The organism is Acinetobacter sp. AB03, assembly GCF_058107045.1.
On sequence record NZ_JBUEBA010000002.1, the window covers coordinates 1516199 to 1537865 of the forward strand.

Here is a 21667-nt window from a genome sequence, read left to right on the forward strand (position 1 = left end):
ACGTTCAATTAACGTTGTGTAGATTCTTCTTTCATTTCAGCCATTGCTTGTTTGTACATGCTGTCTGCTTGTTCAAAGCGTTGTACTACTTCAGCTTCAGGGGCTTTACCCATTAAGCTCACAACTACAATGCTGATCCAAGAGAAGATGAAGCCTGGAATAATTTCATATAGACCTAAGTGTCCTAATGCATTTTTCCACACAATCACGGTTACCGCACCAACAATAATACCTGCAATAGCACCATTCAAAGTCATGCGCTTCCAGAACAAAGACAAGATAATCAGTGGACCAAATGCCGCACCAAAACCTGCCCATGCATAAGCTACAAGGCCTAGAACTTTACTGTCAGGGTTGCTTGCTAAACAAATTGCAAGAACAGCAACAGCAATAACCATGAAGCGACCCACCCAAACCAATTCTTTTTGAGAAGCGGTTTTACGGATGAAGGCTTTGTACATGTCTTCTGTCAATGTTGTAGAGCAAACCAATAGCTGACAGCTTAATGTACTCATCACCGCAGCTAAAATTGCAGCTAAAATGATACCCGCAATCCAAGGGTTGAATAAGAGTTTAGTCAGTTCCATGAACACAGTTTCAGGGTTTTGAGAAACCACAGCCGCCAGTTCAGGGTGTTGTTGGAAGTACGCGATGGCAATAAAACCAGCACCTACCGCACCACCTAGACATAAAATCATCCATGTCATACCAATGCGACGCGCAGCAGGAATCGTTTTCACAGAATCCGCAGCCATGAAGCGCACTAAAATGTGTGGCTGACCAAAATAGCCTAAGCCCCATGCCAATGATGACAGGATGGCAACAGTGCTGAGTTCAGAAACAATATGCATCGCTTGTGGGCGAGCCGTTTCAAGTAAGACTGTGAACTGTGCAGCATTACCATCAATCGCAAGGTAAGTCATGATTGGGGTAAGCAGCAGAGCAAAAATCATTAGACCTGCTTGGAAGGTGTCTGTCCAGCTAATTGCAAGGAAGCCGCCGATACACACATAACTGATGGTTGCAATTGCGCTAATCCACAGTGCAGTGGTGTAGTTCCAACCAAAGATACTTTCAAATAGACGTGCGCCTGCGACCATACCTGAAGCACAGTAAATGGCGAAGAATACTAAAATAACGACAGCTGAGATCATACGTAAGATACGTTTGCGATCTGCGAAACGACCTGTGAAATAATCAGGCAGGGTGAGGGCATTGTTTTGGACTTCAGTATGTACACGTAAACGTCCTGCAACCAATAACCAGTTGAGCCATGCACCAATGATCAGGCCTACAGCAATCCACGCTTCAGACAAACCAGACAAATAAATTGCGCCCGGTAAGCCCATCAGTAACCAGCCACTCATGTCTGATGCACCTGCAGAAAGTGCAGTAACCACACTTCCTAAACTACGACCACCTAAGATGTAATCATCAAAGTTGTTTGTGGACTTGTATGCATACAAACCGATGCCAACCATGGCAATGATATAAACTAAAAATGTGACGAGGGTGGGGTTAATTTGACTCATAGGCATTCCTTGGCAAAATCCGACTTGGGAGATTTTTTAATCGCTTTGTTTGAGACGGCGATTCAAGCATAAAAATAAAATTACACTCTGTAACAGTTGTGAGGTGTTTCTGTATATTTTGTGTAATTATTAATTGTTTTTTAAAATTAAACAATAAGTTGTTGAAAATATGCTGTTTATTGATCATTTATTATTCTTTTTTATAGGGTGGATGAAATTCTAAGCTTTTATTTCGTAAAATCAGCAGGCTAGTTATAATTTTTGATTTTTTATTGCTTACGAAAAATTACATTACCTACAAAATAGGCAAATTTACATATAAGGTGTTTCATTTATGAAATGTATTTACAGTCATGAAATAGGTGAAAAAGACGAATATTTCACTATTTAACTAACTTTCTTAGGGCATTCATACTTTGAGTGCATTGGAAAACTTTTAAATTTCTAATTAGAAAATAGGAATTCAATGGCATTTTCTGCATGCTTTGGCGTAAGTAAAAATAGAGTCAGCATAAATTAACTGCACATTTGGCAAAAATCTCTCCTGAAATTGTGCAGGCCATTGCGGTGGCATATGAGTAATTGATCCAACCACCTGAAAGTTGGTTATACGCTTTTCCCTTGCATCTAACCATAGATGCCTATCAAGGTGGAGTGGGCACTTCAATTAAATGGATAGCAACGAAGTGCTGGCCAATCTTGCATTAAAGCATCTATTCCATTCTTAAGGTAAATACGAGGTTATTCATCCAAATGACCTTGTTAATAAATCTCAATCGACCAATGATGTTTATCCAACGCCGCTGCGTTTAGCAATTTATTAATGGTATTGCAGCCTTAAATACCAAATATATTCAAGCCAATGAACAAGTATGCTTGGATGTAGTCATGGCTAGTATTAGTATTGTGACCTTGTTTGATCGAATTTTAGGTCGCGAAATGTGATGAACTGGGTAAACAGTGTATTGCGGAAAATAAAAAAATCAGTAAGCGGTATTGGGGCAAGGGTTACTTACTCGGGAACCGTTAGGTCACATTTTTTTTTATTTGAAAATTTGGTTACTGAGGTGACGCCGACGGTTGTACCTTTAGCCTAAGAGCTAAGACATTTATAACTATATATAGGTATAAAAGTAGTCAATGCGCTGCTTTTATACTTTTAAGCCAATCCGTGCTAACAAAAGGTAGCAGTTAGAACTACAATAAGCTTGAGTGAAGAACCATGATTAGATGTCTATGCTGAGTAAATTAAGCCAATTATTTAAATTAAAGAAAGATGCGCCAGAACAACTTTTTTTGCAGCAGCATCAGATTGAATATGATGATGAAAAAGGCTTTATCATTGAAGGTATTGTGCTAAATGCCATACATGCTGAACGTTTGGTCTATTTTTCAAATCGTAGAATTAGTCAGTTTGATGACCTTAATGCACTTTTTTATAGTGCTATGTTAATCAATGAAAAGATCGACTTGGAAATTGCCAATGAGCGATTTGTTGTACGTTTAGGCAATAATCTAGAAAACTTAACCGAGTTAAAGCGAATGATTAAGCTACTCAATGACTATTATTACCAGTTTATACGTGATAAAAAATAAGTCTTTTAAAAACCATAAATTTGAGTTTTAAAAAGGACTTAGCGCTAGATTGATGTTGTTCTTGTCGTGAAAAATAACATGCAATGAGAGGACATCATGCTAGTATATGACGCATGTTTTTAAACGCTAAAGCCATGTCCATGTTCCAAGAAAAAATCTCCCAACTGAATGTGCAACAACTAAAAGCAGGCGAAAAACGTTGGCTGGGAAATTTGCTCGGCTCTTCAGCTGCATTATTCATTCAAACGTTAAGTACACAAAATAAAAAGCTCTTTGTGGTTGTGGCAAAAAATAATCAACACTTAGCACAACTCGAAAGTGAATTTGAATTTTACGGTATTCGACCGACCATTTTTCCAGACTGGGAAATTCTGCCTTATGATCGTTTATCTCCTCATCAAGATATTGTATCTGAGCGTCTCGCAATTTTATCCAATATGCCGCAAACAGGTGTCTTACTGATTTCGGCTTCGACCTTGGCGCAGCGTGTAGCGCCGACTTCGTGGGTGTTGGGAGAACACTTTGATATTCACGTTGGTCAAAAGTTTGAATTGGAACAGCAAAAGAAGCGTTTGATTCAAGCAGGCTATCATTTGGTCGACACAGTATATGACCATGGTGAATTTGCGGTTCGGGGTAGCATTATGGATATCTATGCCTCAGGTCAAGCCGCACCAATTCGCATAGACTTATTTGATGATGAAATTGAAACCCTTAAATTTTTTGATCCTGAAACACAGCGCACTACGCAAAACTTACAACAATTTTCCGTATTACCGGCTAAAGAGTTTCCGCTGAAAGAGGCACGCAGCATATTTCGTGATCGCTATGCAGAAATGTTTCCGACGGCAAATCCAAAGAAAAATCCAATTTATCAGGATGTGTTAGAAGGGATTGCATCACCAGGGATTGAGTTCTATTTCCCACTATTTTTCAGTGCAGCGCAGATGGAAACCCAAAGTACACTGCTTTCGTATTTACCAAGTCATTCAATTGTCATTACAGATAAGCAGGTTGATGATGGTTTAGATAGTTTTTGGAAAGAAATCGATCGCCGTTATGAAGACCGCCGCCATAATGTTGACCAGCCAATTTTAGCCCCTAACCATCTTTTTATTTCGACCAATCAAGTTTTAGAACAACTCAATACCTTTCCCCGCATTATTGCCTCAGTCGAGGCTTTTGATCTAAAAGCAGGTGTGATCAATTTAAACACTGAACTTCCACCACGTTTAGCGGTCGATCCTAAAAATGAAAAGCCCTTTCATGCGGTTAAACAGTATATTGATGCTGCTAGCCATCCGGTATTACTGGTTGCTGAAAGCGCGGGGCGTCGTGAAACTTTAAAAGATGCATTGCGTGCCACATTGGGGGAGATTCCTAATGTCGAGAATTTTGCTGAATTTCAAAAATCCTTACATGCCATTGCAATTACCAGTGCGCCATTAGAGCGTGGCTTGGTATTAAAAGACAGCATTAGCATCATTTCTGAAAATCAGTTGTATGAGCATCGCGTTGTACAGCGTCGTCGTAAACGTCAGCAAGAGGTTTCCGAAGAGTTTCTGATCCGCAGTTTGACTGAACTGAGTATGGGCGCGCCAGTGGTGCACATCGACTATGGTGTGGGGCGTTATGCGGGCTTAGTTACTTTAAGCATTGACGATCAAGACTACGAGTTCTTGCAGCTCGATTACGCCGATGCAGCCAAAGTTTATGTTCCTGTCACCAATTTACATTTGATCAGCCGTTATAGTGGTGGTGACCCAGACTTGGCACCCTTGCATAAGCTGGGTACTGATGCTTGGAGCAAAGCAAAGCGTAAAGCATTGGAGCAGATCCATGATGTAGCAGCGGAGTTATTGCATATCCAAGCCCGTCGTCAAGCCAAACCAGGTTTTGGTTTTGAGTTAGATCAAGGTCAATATATGCAGTTTGCTAGTGGCTTTGCCTATGAAGAAACACTCGATCAAGCTAATGCGATTGAGGCAACTTTGTATGATATGCAACTGGCTAAACCGATGGATCGCTTGGTCTGTGGAGATGTGGGCTTTGGTAAAACCGAAGTTGCGATGCGCGCAGCATTTTTAGCGGTACAGAACAACAAACAAGTGGCTGTTTTGGTGCCGACGACTTTGCTGGCTCAACAGCATTATGAGTCGTTTAAAGACCGTTTTGCAGACTGGCCTATTCGCATCGAAGTTTTATCACGTTTTGGCAGCAGTAAATCACATACCAAAACGATTGAAGACTTAGCCGAGGGTAAAGTTGATATTGTGATTGGTACGCATAAAATTCTACAAGAAAGTGTTCAGTTTAAAGACTTGGGCCTGATGATTGTGGATGAAGAACACCGCTTCGGTGTACGTGATAAAGAGCGGATTAAAGCGATGCGTGCAGATGTGGACATGTTGACTCTGACTGCAACTCCAATTCCACGGACTTTAAATATGGCCTTTAGTGGCATGCGCGATCTATCCATTATTGCCACACCACCTGCACGACGTTTAGCGGTAAAAACGTTTGTGCAAGAACATACGGGTGATTCAGTTAAAGAAGCCATCTTGCGTGAGTTACTGCGTGGTGGACAAGTTTATTTCCTGCATAATGAAGTAGAAACCATTGAGCGTGCAGCGGAGAGTCTTCGAGAGTTGGTCCCTGAGGCGCGTGTGGCTGTTGCACATGGTCAAATGCGTGAACGCGAGTTAGAACAAGTCATGCAGCAGTTCTACCATAAAGAATATAACGTGCTGGTCTGTTCAACTATTATTGAAACAGGGATTGATGTTCCGAATGCTAATACCATTTTAATTGAACGGGCAGATAAGCTGGGTTTAGCGCAGTTGCATCAACTGCGTGGGCGTGTAGGGCGCTCGCATCACCAAGCCTATGCCTATCTGTTAGTGCCATCCATCAAAGGGTTGAAAGGCGATGCCGAAAAACGTCTGGATGCGATTCAGCGGGCATCGACATTAGGCGCGGGCTTTATGTTAGCGACGGAGGACTTAGAAATTCGAGGAGCGGGTGAGTTACTCGGCGAGCAACAAAGTGGATCCATGCAAGCCATTGGCTATAGCTTGTATATGGAGATGCTTGAAAAGGCGACCAAAGCCATTCAAAAGGGCAAAACCCCAAACTTCGATGCGCCACTCTCACTGACCGCAGAAATCAATTTACATATGCCAGCCTTGATTCCAGATGAATATCTAGGAGATGTCCATCAGCGTTTATTGTTCTATAAGCGCATTAGTAATACGGACAGTCAGGAAAAGCTCGATAACATTCGTATGGAGTTGATTGACCGTTTTGGGATACCGCCACAACCTGTGAAGCAGCTTTTTGCTGTGCATCAGATGCGTTTGAAAGCAGAAACACTGGGCATTACCAAAGTGGATATTGCTGCTAATGGGGGGGTGATTGAATTCTCACCTGATACTCCTGTTCAGGCGATTAGTATTATTCAGATGATGCAAAAACACCCGACCTTTTTTAGGATGGAGGGTGGCCAGCGCTTAAAGGTCATGGTGATGCTAGAGGACTATGAAAAACGAATTCAATTTATCAATGACTTATTGGAAAGTTTATTGAAAGAATTGCATTAAAATTTAGCTCTAATTTGCTGTGATTTCATACAGATATCAGGTCTTTTTTGCGGACTTGCGCTATAAAAAGAAAGACTTGATTTTTTGATGAAATTTATTAAAGTAATAAATGTGATGTGGTTCAAAGTAAAACGTAGTTTATTTGTGTTGAAACACATTGCTTGCAATATTCACCTCTGATTGGATGTGATAGTATTAGCCATTATTCTAATTTGCATCATTTATAAAGATATGTTTAGTTTGCATCCACAACTTGCTCAAGATACGTTTTTTGTAGGCGACTTTCCACTTTCAACATGTCGCTTAATGAATGATATGCAATTTCCGTGGCTAATTTTAATTCCACGCGTGCCAGGCATCACTGAGTTATATGAGCTCAGTCAAGCCGACCAAGAACAGTTTTTACGTGAGTCAAGCTGGTTATCAAGCCAATTGGCTCGTGTATTCCGTGCTGACAAAATGAATGTTGCTGCTTTAGGTAACATGGTTCCGCAGCTCCATTTTCACCATGTTGTACGTTATCAAAACGACGTCGCATGGCCAAAACCAGTTTGGGGTACACCCGCTGTTCCTTATAGCAATGAAGTGCTTGCGCATATGCGTCAAACTTTAATGCTTGCACTACGTGGTCAAGGTGATATGCCATTCGATTGGCGTATGGACTAATACACGTGAGAAATCAAATCAGGGATGATTTGATCGTGAGCATAATGGGGAACGAGCAGTGCCATTAGACGATTGGTTATCTAAAGAGCCCAAACAATTTGAGTATTTCCATCGTGCGATGGGATATGGCATGCTGTCTTTAATAACCATCGTCTATCATTATACGATGGCAGATACTCAATATCAGATTTACGTGCCGCTGCTGTTGCTCATTGTATTATTGATCACCCCCCCATTTTCAAGGTGGTTAGGTTATCGCTTCAATAATAAGATGCGACGCGGTGTAATGTTTGTTATTGATATTGTCATTACTGCGATCATTTTAGCCGCTGTACATCTCAGTATCGTACTCACATTTTTAACCATTTTTGCTATGCTTTACACGGCTATTAGCAATAAAATTTCTTTTTTGATGGTGTCTTTGGCCAGCCTGATTGGGGTGGTTGTCTTTTATATCTCAATTATCTTTGTCTTCGGTTTTGGTGAGTATTTCGAGGCTACCAGTACCGAACTGATCGTATTGGGTTTTTTGTGCCTCACCACTTATTTTGGCGTGGGTAGCTATTATCAGCGCAACCAAATGCAAGACATATACCGCCGCAAAAATCACTATTTTGATCAGATGAACCGTTATATGGAGTTTGCCAATCAACTGAGTCGCTATGCACCAGTTCAGTTGTGGCAATCGATTATGAAGGGTGAGTCTGAAGCGAAAATTGAATACAAGCGTAAGAAACTGACAGTTTTCTTTTCAGATATTCAGGGCTTTACAGAGCTTTCTGAAAGCTTAATTCCGGATGATTTAGCATTCCTACTCAATGATTATTTAAAACACATGACCGAGATTGCGAAGCAATATGAAGGTACTGTTGATAAATTCATGGGGGATGCAATTTTAGTGTTCTTTGGTGACCCTAATTCTGAAGGTGTAGAGCGAGATGCTCAAAACTGTTTGGAAATGGCCATGGCGATGCGTCAGCAAATGAAAATTCTGCGCGAGCGTTGGGTGAAAATGGGTTATCCGCCATTGCATATTCGTATGGGGATTTCTACAGGGTATTGCCACGTAGGGAATTATGGTGCATCGCACCGTATGGCTTATACCATTGTTGGTCGTGATGCAAACCTTGCTGCACGTTTACAAAGTGCAGCACAAGTGGATGAAATCTTAATTTCGGACGATACACATAATTTAGTAAAAAATGATTATCTTTGTGCACCGAAAGCGCCAATTTTCCTTAAGGGGATTAAAGGTGCTGTGAAGACGTGGCAAGTCGTTGAAAAATATACTTCGCAAAAATCAGATTATCAACGCTGGTTTGATTATGAATATAAAGGATTTCATTTACTGCTGAACTTAGATGAAGTACAGAATTTTGAATATCCGCAGCTAATTCAAGTCTTAGAAAAAATGATTCAACGCATTCAAACCCAACAGAAGATGACCAACTCGCAAGGTATCGTCAAACTCAATCTTGAAGATGAAGTAATAGAGCCTGTTCAAAAAAATGAATATCATTAACTTGATGGCGTGAGATACAAAGCGAGAGGCGTAAAAAAGCCACTACAATGAGTGGCTTTTTTTACACTTTGAAAATTAGTGATTTTCAGATGCGTGGTTAATTGTGTATTTAGGAATTTCAACCTCTAAGTCTTCATCCACTAACTTCACTTGGCAAGACAAGCGAGAGTCGGGTTCTAAGCCCCAAGCACGATCCAGTAGATCGGCTTCAACATCATTCATTTCTTCTAAGCTGTCGAAGCCTTTACGTACTACAACGTGACAGGTTGTACATGCAGCGGACATATCGCACGCATGTTCAATCTTGATCCCATTTTTCAGTAAGCTTTCACATAGATTCGCATTCTGTTCAACTTCAAACTCAGCACCTTCTGGGCAGATTTGCGCATGTGGGAGAACTTTAATACGTGGCATAGTCTTTACCTATAAATTAGTTTGAGTTTGACCAGTCGTCGAGTTTTGTGCCTTTCAGCGCTGCATCGATATGCTGATTCATACGTGCTGCTGCAAAAGCATCACTGTGTATTTTAAGCTGTTCAACAGCAGATTCAATTGCTTTGATTTCTGTTGTTTCAAGTGTTGCTTCTAATGACGTTTTGGCCGCATTTAATGCAACTTGTTGTTCATTCGTGAGCAGGTGAGCATCCACTTTCAAGGCTTGCTCTAAAGCTTCGAGTTCACGTTTTGCTTCAACTTTGGTTTCTTGTAAGTGACGAAGATTTTTATCTTCTTCAGCAAACTTATAACCATCAAGCAGTAAGCGTTCCATGTCGCTATCAGCCAAACCATATGATGGTTTGATGTCAATTTGTGCATGTACGCCAGAGGTTGTTTCTTTAGCTGAAACCGTCAGTAGGCCATCGGCATCCACTTGGAAGGTCACTTCAATACGCGCTTGACCCGCAGTCATTGGTGGAATACCGCGAAGGACAAAACGACCTAAGCTACGGCAATGCTCAACCAAATCACGCTCACCTTGAACCACATGAATCAACATCGCTGTTTGGCCATCTTGGTAGGTGGTGAACTCTTGACGACGTGCGACTGGAATTGCGGTATTACGTGAAATAAGACGCTCAACCAAGCCGCCCATGGTTTCTAGACCTAGGGAAAGCGGAGTTACATCAAGCAGTAATGCGCCATCGGCTGTGTTTCCAATCAACTGATTGGCTGTAATTGATGCACCAATAGCAACAACTTCGTCTGGGTTAATGGTACACAATGGCTCTTGAGCAAATACATCGCGTACAGCGTTTTGTACAGCATAAGAGCGAGTTGAACCACCGACCAAAACCACGTTTTGAATGTCGCTGAGTTCAAGCTTCGCATCGCGGAGGACGCGTTTGCACACACTAATCGTTTTATCTAAAGCAACTTTGATAATGCTTTCAAATGTTGCACGATCAAGCGTTAAGCTCTGCTCTAGGACTTGTAAATGAACGCTTTCTGCGTCGGTTAAAGCTTCTTTGGCTTTACGTGCAGCAACTAAAACGTGTGCATATTCAGTGTCATCAAACTGCTCAATGTTGAGTTCTTTTTTTGACCATTTTACGATTAAGCGGTCGAGATCATCGCCACCTAATGCGGTATGGCCACCCGTCGCTAGCACTTCAAACACGCCTTGTGAAAAGCGTAAAATTGAAACGTCAAAGGTACCGCCACCCAAGTCATAAATCACATAGTTGTGATCATGCGCAAGATTGGTTTCTTGGTCGAGACCATATGCAACCGCAGCAGCAGTAGGCTCATTTAAAAGACGCAATACGTTTAAACCCGCAAGTTGTGCGGCATCACGTGTCGCTTGACGCTGAGCCTCATCGAAGTATGCAGGAACAGTAATCACTGCACCATTGACTTCATTTTTTAAGCTCGCTTCAGCACGATCTTTCAGTTGCTTTAAAATTTCAGCGGACACTTCGACAGGGGTTTTACGGCCCTGAGCGGTTTCAAAAGCAGGCATTTGATTATCTTCACCCACCAAAGTGTAGGGGTGTTGAAACTTAATGTCGGCTTTAGAGCGTCCCATAAAACGTTTGACTGAAACGATGGTGTTTTTAGGATCGGCAGTCAAAAATGGTTTTGCTTCGTCGCCATATTGGGTTTGGTTTACACCATAATGCGCGATCGATGGGAGTAAGACACGACCTTGTTCATCATGCAAAACTTTTGCCTTGCCTGAAAGTACGGTTGCAACTAGAGAGTGAGTTGTACCTAAGTCGATACCAATGGCAATACGGTGTTCATGTGGCGCACTTGATTGACCAGGTTCTGCAATTTGCAAGAGAGCCATGTGTTACATCCTTTGAGCGTCAAAAATTAAAAATAAGTTAAAATTCATCATCTAAATCAAAGCTATCGTCATCTTCAAAACGATCTTCAGCTTTATCTATGTCATGCATGACTTTTACAAAGAAGCGAAGTTTGCGGACATCATCACGTGCCTCAGCCCAATCTTCCTCTTCAAAATCAATTTTGAATTCGCGGACTAAACCATCAATCCATTGTTGAACGTCTAATTTGAGTGATTGTAATTCATCTGCTGAACGTGCATCATCAAGTTGTTCACGGATTTCTAAGGCAGACTGGAGAAATTCAAAATCATTGATGGATTGATCAAGATGATAATCTTGTTTTTTTAATCCTAATAAATATCCTGCACGGCTATCAACCTGAGATAAAACTTTAAATGCTTGATTGATCTCACTTGATTTTATGAGGGCTTGATCTTTATCGAGAGCTTTATCTGGGTGATATTGTTGCTGCAACTTTAAAAATTCTGATTTTAAGGTTGCTAAATCAATATCGAGTGCTACTGGGAGGTTAAACAACTCAAAATGATTCATAGGAGAGGGATTCCGCGCTAAATTGGGGGTCATTGCGAAAGCAAAAACACTCTATGTAAATGCAATTAAAACAGTGTGATACACACTGTTTTAATGTTGAAAAGCAAGTTAATGAACTGTTATACGGTGAAAGATTCACCACAGCCACATTCGCCTTTTTTGTTTGGGTTGTTAAACTCAAAGCCTTCGTTTAAACCATTTTTTACGTAGTCCATCTCCATACCATCGAGATAAACCAAGCTTTTTGGGTCTACAAATACTTTCACCCCAAACTGCTCAAAGGTGGTGTCATGTGCATCAATTGAATCGACAAATTCAAGCACATAAGCCAAACCAGAACAGCCTGAAGTTTTCACGCCAACGCGAATACCTTCACCCTTACCGCGATTTTTTAAATAATTGCTGATATGAGTTGCAGCATTTTCAGTTAAGTTGATCATGAAAACTCCCTAATCTTTCTTTAAAATGCGAAGCAATTAAGCTTTAGATTTTTTGCTGCGGTAGTCTTCAACAGCAGCTTTAATAGCATCTTCAGCCAGTACAGAACAGTGTACTTTTACTGGAGGAAGAGCAAGTTCAGTTGCGATATCAATGTTTTTGATCGCTTGAGCTTGATCTAAAGTTTTGCCTTTTAGCCATTCAGTCACTAAAGAGCTTGATGCAATAGCAGAGCCACAACCATAAGTTTTGAAACGTGCTTCTTCAATCACACCGTTGTCATCTACTTGAATCTGTAAACGCATAACGTCGCCACATGCAGGTGCTCCGACCATACCTGTACCTACGTTTTCAGCATTTTTGTCTAATACACCTACATTACGAGGGTTTTCGTAATGGTCAATTACTTTTTCGCTATAAGCCATGATGCGTCTCCAAACCTCGGGGTCAGCGTTAATATTAAATATGGGGTCAAAACTTGATTTTTCAATGAAGCCATCCAGTATGTGAATGACTTCAAAGGGAAAAATTAGTGTTCAGCCCACTCAACTGTAGAAAGGTCGATACCGTCTTTGTACATGTCCCAAAGTGGAGAAAGTTCACGAAGTTTCTCGACCGCAGAACGCGTCACTGTAAGTACATGGTCAATGTCTGCTTCAGTGGTGTATTTACCAAAACTGAAACGAATTGAGCTGTGCGCAAGTTCGTCAGACAAACCTAGTGCACGTAATACATAAGAAGGTTCTAATGTTGCTGAAGTACAAGCTGAACCCGAAGATACAGCGGCGTCTTTCAGCGACATCATCAACGATTCACCCTCAACGAAGTTGAAACTTACGTTTAAGTAGTTTGCAACGTTTTGTGTTGGGTGGCCGTTTAAGAAAATTTGTTCTAAGTCTTGTAAGCCATTCCAAAGCTTGTCACGAAGTACGCGAATGCGTGCTTGTTCAGAAGCTAAGTTTTTACCTGCAAGTTCAAATGCTTCACCCATACCAACGATTTGGTGTGTTGCAAGTGTACCAGAACGCATACCGCGTTCATGACCGCCACCATGCATTTGCGCTTTTAAACGAACACGTGGTGTACGACGTACATAGAGTGCGCCAATACCTTTAGGGCCATAAATTTTATGAGCAGAGAAGCTCATAAGGTCAATCTTCATGGTTGAAAGGTCAATTTCAACTTTACCTGCAGCTTGCGCCGCATCGACATGGAAGAAGATCTTGTGTGCACGAGTAATTTCACCAATTGCCGCAACATCAGTCACAGAACCAATTTCGTTGTTTACCATCATAAGTGAAACAAGAATAGTGTCTGGACGAATAGCTGCTTCAACCATTTCAGGGGTAATTAGACCCGTGTTTGGAAGTGGCTCAAGGTAAGTGATTTCAAAACCTTCAGACTCAAGCTCACGGCAAGTGTCTAAAATAGCTTTGTGTTCAATTTTACTTGTAATAATGTGCTTGCCTTTAGATGCATAGAATTGTGCTACGCCTTTAAGAGCTAAGTTATCTGATTCAGTTGCACCAGAAGTCCAAACGATTTCGCGTGGATCAGCTTTGATCAAGTTCGCAACTTGTTCACGTGCATATTCTACTTTTTCTTCTGCTTGCCAACCGTAAGCATGAGAACGAGATGCTGGGTTGCCAAATGTGCCGTCAAATGTCAGACATTCCATCATGCGTTCAGCGACTTGCGGGTCTACAGGAGTTGTTGCTGCATAATCAAGATAAATTGGACGTTTCATGTCAAATACCTGTTATCGATAAAAGGGCTGAATCTGAAGGTGCTGTGTTTTGGCGAATGGCAACTTTTTGAACGTTGTCACGTGCTACAAGGTCAGCAAGAGTGATTTTAGCGAGATAGTCGGCAATGTGATGGGAGAGTTCTTGCCATAAATCGTGAGTTAAGCACATTGCGCCATTTTGGCAGTTGCCTTTATGGTCACAGCGAGTGGCATCAACTGTTTCGTTTACAGCTTCAATAACTGCTAATACTGTGATTTCATCAGCGCGACGAGCTAAATGGTAACCACCGTTGGCACCACGAATACTAGAAACTAAGCCGTGGCGCTTTAATTTCGCAAATAACTGCTCAAGATAAGCAACAGAGATAGTTTGACGAGCTGCAATTTCTGCAAGCGTGATCGTTTGTTCAGTTGGCTGCAAAGCTAAATCAAGTAGAGCAGTCACTGCGTAGCGTCCGCGAGTTGTTAAGCGCATGATTCGATACACATGATTAGACTAGATGTGCCGATTTTAAGAATCCTGACTAAAATAGTCAAGTTTTTTTAATAGGGATTGTGCGTATTTAATTTGCTTGAAATATTATGTAGTTATGCAAGCCAAATATTATATACCAATAAGCTAATCAAAAGTATAGAAAACACAAAAAATGTGACATTTATACGTTTTTGACGTTGCTCGATACGGCGAATACGATTTTTGTATTGTTTCACTTCAACCTGTAGAGTGTTGATTTTAGAACGTTGTTCTTCAATTTTCTCTAAAAGTGGTGCAATGCGCTTTTTAGATGCAACTACATTTTGCGGATCAGTTGGTTCAGTTAACCAGTTTTTCCAATCGGCAAAAACTTTAGGTGCACTAAAATGTAAAATTAAATCTCGGAACTCATCTTTTAAGGTGATGTCACCATCAATACGCATGGTTTTAATACTACGACGGTTTCCAAAGACGAAAATTTTAATTAAATCCATCAATGTGGTGCGTACATCTAAGTCGACTGGTTTTTCGGGGGCTTTGGCGTCAAATAAAACACCTTGAGCGGTAAAGGTGATATAGAAATCGAAATAAGGCAGGTAGCTATTTATTTTAATCGCAATATTTTGCTCAACAAACTTTTTACAGTGAAGTGCAACCACGCGGTCGTGTTTTAAAATAAGAGAAAAGATCGTCTCAAGAACAATCATCACCATAGTGAGTAGCATATGTGTTTGATTGTGTTCTTTTTGAGAATCACTCATAAGTTGTAACCTAAATCCTGACCTGAAATGAGCATCCTGCTCGCAAAAACTTCAGACTTAAAAATAAAAATGTAATAAAGATGCTTTGTAGAACAGTTTTACAAATCGATCAAGTCTAATATTTGCTAGTATAGTGCAATCTATAAGATTTTTTGGATGTTTTTGCACATTGATCATGCAGGAGATGGTGCTAATGGAAAAAGCAGATATAGAGTTAGATGATATTTCGCAAGAAGATGAAACACTAAAAAAAACAAAAACTAAGCATCATTTTCACCGTAAAAATAGTTTGGATTTTAGAAAGTATACTAAGCAAATCTGGTTAGCCGGTTTGGGTGCTTTTTCACGTGCAGAGGAAGAGGGGAATAAATTATTTGACTCATTGGTCCAAGTCGGCGAAGAGTTAGAGTCTAAAACCACTGAGATTGCTGACCAAACGGTTGAAAAGGTATCTGAAAAAGCGCGTGAATCGGTGACGGATACTAAAGACAAGGTTGAGAAGATCGTGGATCGCGGGGTAAATCACTCTTTAAACCGGATTGGATTGGTCACGGTTAAAGATATTCAGCACTTAGAAAACCTGATTCTTCAACTGAATGATAAAATCGATGTTTTGATTGAAGAAAATAAGAAGTTAAACGAAAAAGTGAATAAAAAGTGATCTGGTTGTGCTTTTGTACCTTTTTCAACGTTTTTTTGTGATTTATTTTCCAAAAAAGCATATACAGAGTATTGCGTTTTCACCTAAAGCATTGCTATAAAGGCGTTACGGTAATTTATACTAAATTTTTGGACCTTAAATAAACGATATTAAGAGGACGCGATCCACATGAATAAATCAGAATTAATTGATGCAATTGCAGAGAAAGGGGGATTGTCTAAGACTGATGCTGGTAAGGCCTTAGACGCTACAATTGCTTCAATCACTGAAGCGCTTAAGTCTGGTGATACAGTTACACTTGTTGGTTTTGGTACTTTCAACGTGAAAGAACGTGCTGCACGTACTGGCCGTAACCCACAAACTGGTGCTACTTTAGAAATTAAAGCAAGCAAAGTACCAAGCTTCAAAGCTGGTAAAGGTTTAAAAGATTCTGTTGCTTAATCTTTTAAATAAATACTAAACGCGCCTTTTCGGCGCGTTTTTTATTAAACATTAGAAAATGTGTCGATAACACATTCATTCATTGCTGCTTTTCAGTTAAAATCTCGGGCAAATAAAATATTGGAATACTTATGGAATCTTTTCGTAAAGTTATTAAGGGTTGGTTGGGCAAGGCTTTGCTCATTTTGTTTTTGACCCCTTTAGCACTTGTAGGTATTGAAGGATATTTTAGTAGCGGATCAAAAGACGCTGTGAAATCAGTCAATGGCCAAGACATTTCTGAAAAGGAATTAGAGACCTTAACCGCTTCCTTTAAAGAACAATTCTTAGCTTATGCCAATGGTGATGAAACTTTACTCAATCAAAGCTTTATTAAAGATAAAGCGATGGATCAACTGATTGCTAATACTTTGTTATTGCAACAGGCTGAAAAGCTGGGCATTTCACTCAGTGATACTCAAATTGAACAGATGATTGCTCAACAGCCAAGTTTTCTAGAAAATGGAAAATTTTCAAAAACGCGTTATTCAAGCTATTTGCAGTCTGTGGGTATGAGTAGTGATGCGCTCGTTGCAAACTTACGTCAAGACCATGCATTAAAAATGATGCGTTCGACTTTTGTTGATTATGCATTGGTGAGTAAACTAGATATTCAACAAATTGCTAACTTACAAACAGAACAGCGTACTGTGCAGTTTGCCAATGTAAATCTTGATGAATATAAAAAGAATGTCAAGGTTTCAGCACAAGAGATTGAAAACTATTACAAGCAACACCCAGCTATGTTTAAACAAGTGGCAAGTGTGGATGTTGACTATGTGTTATTAACACCAGCCAATGTTCCTGCTGCTGCTTCACCTGTTACAGATGCGGAGTTGCAGCAAGCCTATACACAGTTTGTTGAAGCACAAAAAGATAATGTTGCGCCTTTGGTTAAACATATTCTGATTACGACGGATGCACGTACAGATGCTGAAGCGAAAAAACGTGCAGAAGAAGTTGTTGCGAAAATTAAAGCAGGAACAAGCTTTGCAGCAGCCGCGGCTCAATACTCTGAAGATACTGCATCTAAAGCGAATGGTGGTGCTTTAGCAGTTTATAACAAAGGCACTTTTGGTGATGCTTTTGATCAAGCTGTAGCATCACTTAAATCGGGTCAAGTGTCAGCGCCTGTAAAAACTGAATTTGGTTACCATGTCATTGAAACTGATGCGCCAGCTGTGAAGTTGCCATCTTTTGAAAATGAAAAAGCCCGTTTGACTGCGGAAGTTCAGAAGAATAAAACAGCCAATGCATTCTCTGATACTGTAAACAGCTTAAATGAACTGGTTGTAGACTCAGATGCTTTAGATGTGGTGTCTCAAGAAGTTAAAGGTGTACAAGTTCAAACTGTGAAAGGTATGACCTTATCTACACAGCATCCTGTATTAAGTAATGCTGCGGTGAAAGTGAAACTGTTTAATGATGACGTTAAAAACGGTGATCGTAACGCGACCAGCAGCATTCAACTTCCAAATGGGGATGTGGTTTGGGCAAAAGTACGTGATTATCACGCCGCAGGTGTACAAACGCTTCAAGAAGCAACACCACGTGTGAAAGCAAAATTCGTTGAACAAAAAGCTTATGATGCTGCTAAAGCTAAAATTGCTCAAAGTTTAAAAGACTTTAAAACTCAACCAGCGGCATCAGTAGTTGCCAAGAGTGGTTTGACCTTTACTGCACCGCAAGTGTTTATTCGTTCACAAGGCTTGCCACGTGCAGTTGAGCGTGCGGCGTTTAGCCAAGCGGCACCAAAAGCAGGACAGTGGTCTGTAACAACAGCATTATTGCCAACAGAAATGGTGGTGGTCGCGGTATCAAACGTAAACAAGACGACGTCTAGTGCGTTGACGGATGAGCAATTGGCTGAGCTTTCGAAGTTATATCAACAACTTCGTGGTCAGCAAGAAGCTGAAGATTATGTGCAATACTTAAAAGCACATGCGAAAATTAAATAATCGCATGCCATAAAAAAACCTGCATTCGTGCAGGTTTTTTTATGTGTGTAGATAAGCAAATTTTATTTAAGGATAAACAAGCTTAGGCACGAATTTTGAGCTCATAACCTGAGTATTTACGAATATTAATCACGCCTGTATCTAAAATCAGGTACTGACCTTTAATTCCTTGTAACGTACCGCGAATCACGGGAGTTTTATCCAAATTGTGAGATTTAACTTTTTCTGGGTATTGTTCAACAGGATAAACAAACTCGCGTGGCAGTTCAGTTTCCAAAAGCTCAACCGTTTCATTGAATTCAAGATTTTGACTAAATTCCTCACGAATGGTTTGGATTTTAGGTGCAAATTCTTCGATGAGTTGTTCGCGAACTTCAATCAAGTCGAGTGGTTCAGCTTCGCCTTTGAGTAATTTGCGCCAATCGGTTTTGTCTGCCACTTGTGTGCCAAACATAATTTCGAGCTGGCCTGAAAGACGACGCGAACCGACTTTCATAATTGGAAGGGCTTGGGTTGCACCTTGATCGAGCCAACGGGTTGGCATTTGGCTAATCCGTGTAATCCCAACTTTTAGGGCACTTGAGTTGGCTAAATAAACAATATGTGGCTGGAAACAAACTTCATGTGCGAAGCTGTCTTCTCGGCAGGTGCCTAGGTGGTAGTGACAGGTTTCAGGTTTCATAATACACATGTCACAAGAGGCTTTGGTTTTAAAGCACTTGAAGCAATGGCCTTGTGAAAATGATTTAGAAGTCTTCGTACCACATGAAACACAGAAGATTTTACCAGTCCATTCAATCTCGATTTCTTGACCCAAGTTAAAAGGAAGGTCAACTTCTGAACGATCTAGGATAAATTTATATTCAACATTTGCCTTGTGTGTATGTTGATCAGTTACACTAAGGTCCTTAAGACCTGCATGCATTTTATGGCAAATGCCTTGAAGTTCCATACAGAATTACTCACTCAATATTAAGGATGCGGTTATGGCTGAACTGAACGTCATTACTTCTATGCTAGACGATTTATCTCAAGAACAGCCTATTTCAACTGCATTGTGCATTGGGCAGGATCTCAGCCCAAATCATCATCAATCTATTCAATGGCAATATTTTAGCGTATCTGACTTTTTAAGTCTGCCTTTTACCCAGCGCTATGATTTAGGTTTTGTGCTTTTTGACACGGCAGAAATGCAAAATATAAGCTCACAACAAAAATCACAACTATTGGTGCGTTTAAGAGATTTGATGGCAAAGCGTATTGTGGTGGTGAGTCAATTGCAGGATGAACAACTGCTTCGTGCTTTAGGTTTTACTCAACTAATCGATAAAACGACGCATGGTAAAGACTTTGCTTTATGGCAATTTAATATTTTGACCTATAAGCATGTGCCTGACTGGTTTAATTCAAAGTTTTGGGCGAATCCTGAAAACTGGAATAAATTCCGTTGGTGATTCGACTGCGACTGTATTTTTCCATTCATAGCAAAAATTAACAATTTATCTCTATAGGGTTTTTTTAAACATCGTATGCTGTTTAAAAACCTAGACGGGATAAAGTGATGACGAACCTGAATAATATTATAGAAATTTTAGCAAAGCAGGCCATGGGCGGTCAGCAACAGTCAAACCAACAAAGTGGTTTGGGTGGAATTTTGGGTTCGGTGCTTGGACAACTCGGAGCGGGTGGTACGAGCCAAACACAACAGGGTGGTCTGGGTGATATTTTAGGCTCGGTGTTGGGTGGTTTGACTGGTGGGCAGTCGCAGCAGGCGCCAAACTCGCAGAACTCAGGATTCGCAGGCGGTGGAAAAAGTTTATTGATTGCGGTATTGCCTTTGATTTTGGCATGGATTCAACAGCAAGGTGGTTTGCAGGCAGCTTTAGATAAACTCAAAGGGCAAGGTTTAAGCAGTCAGGTTGAAGACTGGGTTTCAACAGGACCAGGGGAGAATGCCAGTGTAAATCCAGAACAAGTGCAAAACTTGTTTGATGATGCCGCGGTGGAGCAAGTTGCAGAGCAAGCCAATGCGCCTAAACAAGATGTATATAGTGCTATTTCAGAAGTATTACCGCAAATTATTGATTCACTCACCCCGCAAGCAGGACAAACTAATCCTCAAGAAGCCAACGCGGATATTCAACAGGTATTGAACTTAGTGTCAGGGTTTTTAAAGCGTTAAATTTAAGAAAAAATAAAAGGGCATAAGCCCTTTTATTTTTAGAATTCACTTTAATCTTAAGATTAGAAGTTATATTCCATTCCTAAACCAAATACTGTTTTGTTATCTTCTTCAAGATCTACACCAGTAATATCAAGTTTCTGTTGTGCAAGCAAACCGTAGAGACGAGTTTGTTTATTTAAGTTGTAGTCAACACCGATACCATATTGGTCAATGGTGATATCATTAAATGCATCAGCTGTTGTTTCAGCAGTTTGGTATTGAGCTTTAACAACCCATGGTGTGTTGCCAACTTTATATGTTGAGCTAAGTAACCAAGCTTTCTCTTCAAGACCTTCTAAGCCATTAATATCATCAGTAGGTTCAGCTTGTTGATAAAGAGCACCTAACACTAGACCATTTGCGCCGATTTTACTAAAATCGTAAGAACCAGTTACGCGTACAGCATCTGAATATAGTTTTTTACCATCTAATCCAGCGTATTTACCTTCAACGCCAAAGTTACCTGCTAGTGCAAGAGCAATACCAACATCTTTATTATCATAGGTCAAAGAAGTAGAGATAGAATCACCAAAACCATCGCGTTTTCCTTTTTGACCAGATGTGGCATAGTCGTTAGTTGCATCTTCACCTTGTTGCGCTAGGATATTAAATTGTAAGCCACCTAGCATTTTTTTGTCTGTTTCAAACCCGATAGAGTTTTTAAGACGATCTTCACCATACATCATGTTTGTGATATCAAGGGTGTGATCATTAAAGATATCTTGGTATTTTCCAGCAGCATTTTTGAAATAAGAATCAAAAAAACCAGCTTTTAAAGTACCTACATTTTCAAACTTTAAACCACCAAAAAGATTACGTTTTTTGAAAGTTTGAGCATCATTTTCATCACCATCAGCACTGATTTCCCATTCAGCCACATAAACTGCTGATACATTTTCAGTTAATTTTTCTTCGCCTTTAACCCCAATACGAGAAGCGTTAGAATTTAATTCAGTGGCATCTTGATCTTTTTCAAAATCATCATTTTGAATTTGGTCAACCGATACACTGATCTTACCATACAAAGTTGGTGCTGCTTGTGCTGCGCTTACACCCATTGCTGCAACAGTAGCTGCTAGAAGCAATTTTTTCATCAAGATTTCTCCAAAACACTTTTAAAAATGGCATTCGCCTTGCTTTCTTATTTAGTTAGCTTGTGTACAAA

20 protein-coding genes and 1 pseudogene are annotated in these 21667 nt (G+C 40.3%); 10 read left to right on the forward strand and 11 right to left on the reverse strand.

The window, feature by feature from the left end; genetic code table 11:
• Window positions 1-8 precede the first annotated feature (8 nt).
• Window positions 9-1532, reverse strand: coding sequence for a sodium/proline symporter PutP (gene putP / locus ACY3FQ_RS07705; RefSeq protein WP_078388843.1), 1524 nt, complete (start codon window positions 1530-1532; stop codon window positions 9-11).
• A 582-nt stretch (window positions 1533-2114) separates the two neighbouring features.
• On the opposite strand from putP, the pseudogene ACY3FQ_RS07710 reads away from it, so the two are divergent.
• From ACY3FQ_RS07710 to ACY3FQ_RS07730, 5 genes and pseudogenes are all read left to right on the forward strand, one after another.
• Window positions 2115-2353 (forward strand): annotated as a pseudogene (locus tag ACY3FQ_RS07710) (lyase family protein); the annotation flags it as partial.
• Between the two features lie 409 nt (window positions 2354-2762).
• Window positions 2763-3128, forward strand: coding sequence for a hypothetical protein (locus tag ACY3FQ_RS07715; protein ID WP_080543921.1), 366 nt, complete (start codon window positions 2763-2765; stop codon window positions 3126-3128).
• Between the two features lie 140 nt (window positions 3129-3268).
• The gene (mfd, locus tag ACY3FQ_RS07720) at window positions 3269-6727 is read left to right on the forward strand and encodes a transcription-repair coupling factor (RefSeq protein ID WP_489774399.1); all 3459 of its coding nucleotides are present in this window, start codon (window positions 3269-3271) and stop codon (window positions 6725-6727) included.
• Window positions 6728-6958: 231 nt separating this feature from the next.
• On the forward strand, window positions 6959-7393 hold the full coding sequence (locus ACY3FQ_RS07725; protein ID WP_004696995.1) for an HIT domain-containing protein: 435 nt from the start codon (window positions 6959-6961) through the stop codon (window positions 7391-7393).
• Window positions 7394-7451: 58 nt separating this feature from the next.
• Window positions 7452-8915: an adenylate/guanylate cyclase domain-containing protein gene (locus tag ACY3FQ_RS07730; protein ID WP_004696998.1), complete on the forward strand. Its 1464-nt coding sequence runs from the start codon at window positions 7452-7454 to the stop codon at window positions 8913-8915.
• A gap of 75 nt (window positions 8916-8990) precedes the next feature.
• Here the strand turns inward: ACY3FQ_RS07730 and fdx are convergent, their stop codons facing one another.
• From fdx to ACY3FQ_RS07770, 8 genes are all read right to left on the reverse strand, one after another.
• On the reverse strand, window positions 8991-9329 hold the full coding sequence (gene fdx / locus ACY3FQ_RS07735) for an ISC system 2Fe-2S type ferredoxin (protein ID WP_004697000.1): 339 nt from the start codon (window positions 9327-9329) through the stop codon (window positions 8991-8993).
• A gap of 16 nt (window positions 9330-9345) precedes the next feature.
• A complete protein-coding gene (hscA, locus tag ACY3FQ_RS07740) occupies window positions 9346-11205 on the reverse strand; it encodes a Fe-S protein assembly chaperone HscA (protein WP_489773798.1) in 1860 nt (619 codons plus the stop codon).
• Between the two features lie 37 nt (window positions 11206-11242).
• Window positions 11243-11758 carry a Fe-S protein assembly co-chaperone HscB gene (hscB, locus tag ACY3FQ_RS07745; protein ID WP_005401215.1) on the reverse strand — a complete coding sequence of 172 codons (516 nt, stop codon included), beginning with the start codon at window positions 11756-11758 and terminating at the stop codon, window positions 11243-11245.
• A 119-nt stretch (window positions 11759-11877) separates the two neighbouring features.
• Window positions 11878-12198 carry an iron-sulfur cluster assembly protein IscA gene (iscA, locus tag ACY3FQ_RS07750; RefSeq protein WP_004697006.1) on the reverse strand — a complete coding sequence of 107 codons (321 nt, stop codon included), beginning with the start codon at window positions 12196-12198 and terminating at the stop codon, window positions 11878-11880.
• A gap of 36 nt (window positions 12199-12234) precedes the next feature.
• On the reverse strand, window positions 12235-12621 hold the full coding sequence (iscU, locus tag ACY3FQ_RS07755; protein ID WP_004697007.1) for a Fe-S cluster assembly scaffold IscU: 387 nt from the start codon (window positions 12619-12621) through the stop codon (window positions 12235-12237).
• Window positions 12622-12725: 104 nt separating this feature from the next.
• On the reverse strand, window positions 12726-13943 hold the full coding sequence (locus tag ACY3FQ_RS07760) for an IscS subfamily cysteine desulfurase (protein WP_148826000.1): 1218 nt from the start codon (window positions 13941-13943) through the stop codon (window positions 12726-12728).
• Window position 13944: 1 nt separating this feature from the next.
• Window positions 13945-14418, reverse strand: coding sequence for an Rrf2 family transcriptional regulator (locus ACY3FQ_RS07765; RefSeq protein WP_279741044.1), 474 nt, complete (start codon window positions 14416-14418; stop codon window positions 13945-13947).
• A 113-nt stretch (window positions 14419-14531) separates the two neighbouring features.
• The gene (locus ACY3FQ_RS07770; protein ID WP_489773799.1) at window positions 14532-15179 is read right to left on the reverse strand and encodes a hypothetical protein; all 648 of its coding nucleotides are present in this window, start codon (window positions 15177-15179) and stop codon (window positions 14532-14534) included.
• 193 nt (window positions 15180-15372) lie between these two features.
• On the opposite strand from ACY3FQ_RS07770, the gene ACY3FQ_RS07775 reads away from it, so the two are divergent.
• From ACY3FQ_RS07775 to ACY3FQ_RS07785, 3 genes are all read left to right on the forward strand, one after another.
• Window positions 15373-15840 carry a phasin family protein gene (locus ACY3FQ_RS07775; protein ID WP_238954169.1) on the forward strand — a complete coding sequence of 156 codons (468 nt, stop codon included), beginning with the start codon at window positions 15373-15375 and terminating at the stop codon, window positions 15838-15840.
• Between the two features lie 168 nt (window positions 15841-16008).
• Window positions 16009-16281 (forward strand): HU family DNA-binding protein, encoded by a 273-nt coding sequence (locus ACY3FQ_RS07780; protein ID WP_004697018.1) that lies wholly within the window; start codon window positions 16009-16011, stop codon window positions 16279-16281.
• 131 nt (window positions 16282-16412) lie between these two features.
• On the forward strand, window positions 16413-18278 hold the full coding sequence (locus ACY3FQ_RS07785) for a SurA N-terminal domain-containing protein (protein ID WP_489773800.1): 1866 nt from the start codon (window positions 16413-16415) through the stop codon (window positions 18276-18278).
• 82 nt (window positions 18279-18360) lie between these two features.
• Here the strand turns inward: ACY3FQ_RS07785 and ACY3FQ_RS07790 are convergent, their stop codons facing one another.
• Window positions 18361-19230: a DUF2797 domain-containing protein gene (locus tag ACY3FQ_RS07790; protein WP_236770420.1), complete on the reverse strand. Its 870-nt coding sequence runs from the start codon at window positions 19228-19230 to the stop codon at window positions 18361-18363.
• 34 nt (window positions 19231-19264) lie between these two features.
• On the opposite strand from ACY3FQ_RS07790, the gene ACY3FQ_RS07795 reads away from it, so the two are divergent.
• Both ACY3FQ_RS07795 and ACY3FQ_RS07800 read left to right on the forward strand, forming a co-directional pair.
• Window positions 19265-19732, forward strand: a complete 468-nt coding sequence (locus ACY3FQ_RS07795; RefSeq protein WP_004697025.1) for a DUF6231 family protein — start codon at window positions 19265-19267, stop codon at window positions 19730-19732.
• 107 nt (window positions 19733-19839) lie between these two features.
• A complete protein-coding gene (locus tag ACY3FQ_RS07800; protein WP_489773801.1) occupies window positions 19840-20460 on the forward strand; it encodes a YidB family protein in 621 nt (206 codons plus the stop codon).
• A 62-nt stretch (window positions 20461-20522) separates the two neighbouring features.
• Here ACY3FQ_RS07800 and ACY3FQ_RS07805 read toward each other — a convergent pair whose 3' ends face one another.
• The gene (locus tag ACY3FQ_RS07805; RefSeq protein WP_489773802.1) at window positions 20523-21596 is read right to left on the reverse strand and encodes a porin; all 1074 of its coding nucleotides are present in this window, start codon (window positions 21594-21596) and stop codon (window positions 20523-20525) included.
• Window positions 21597-21667: the final 71 nt, after the last annotated feature.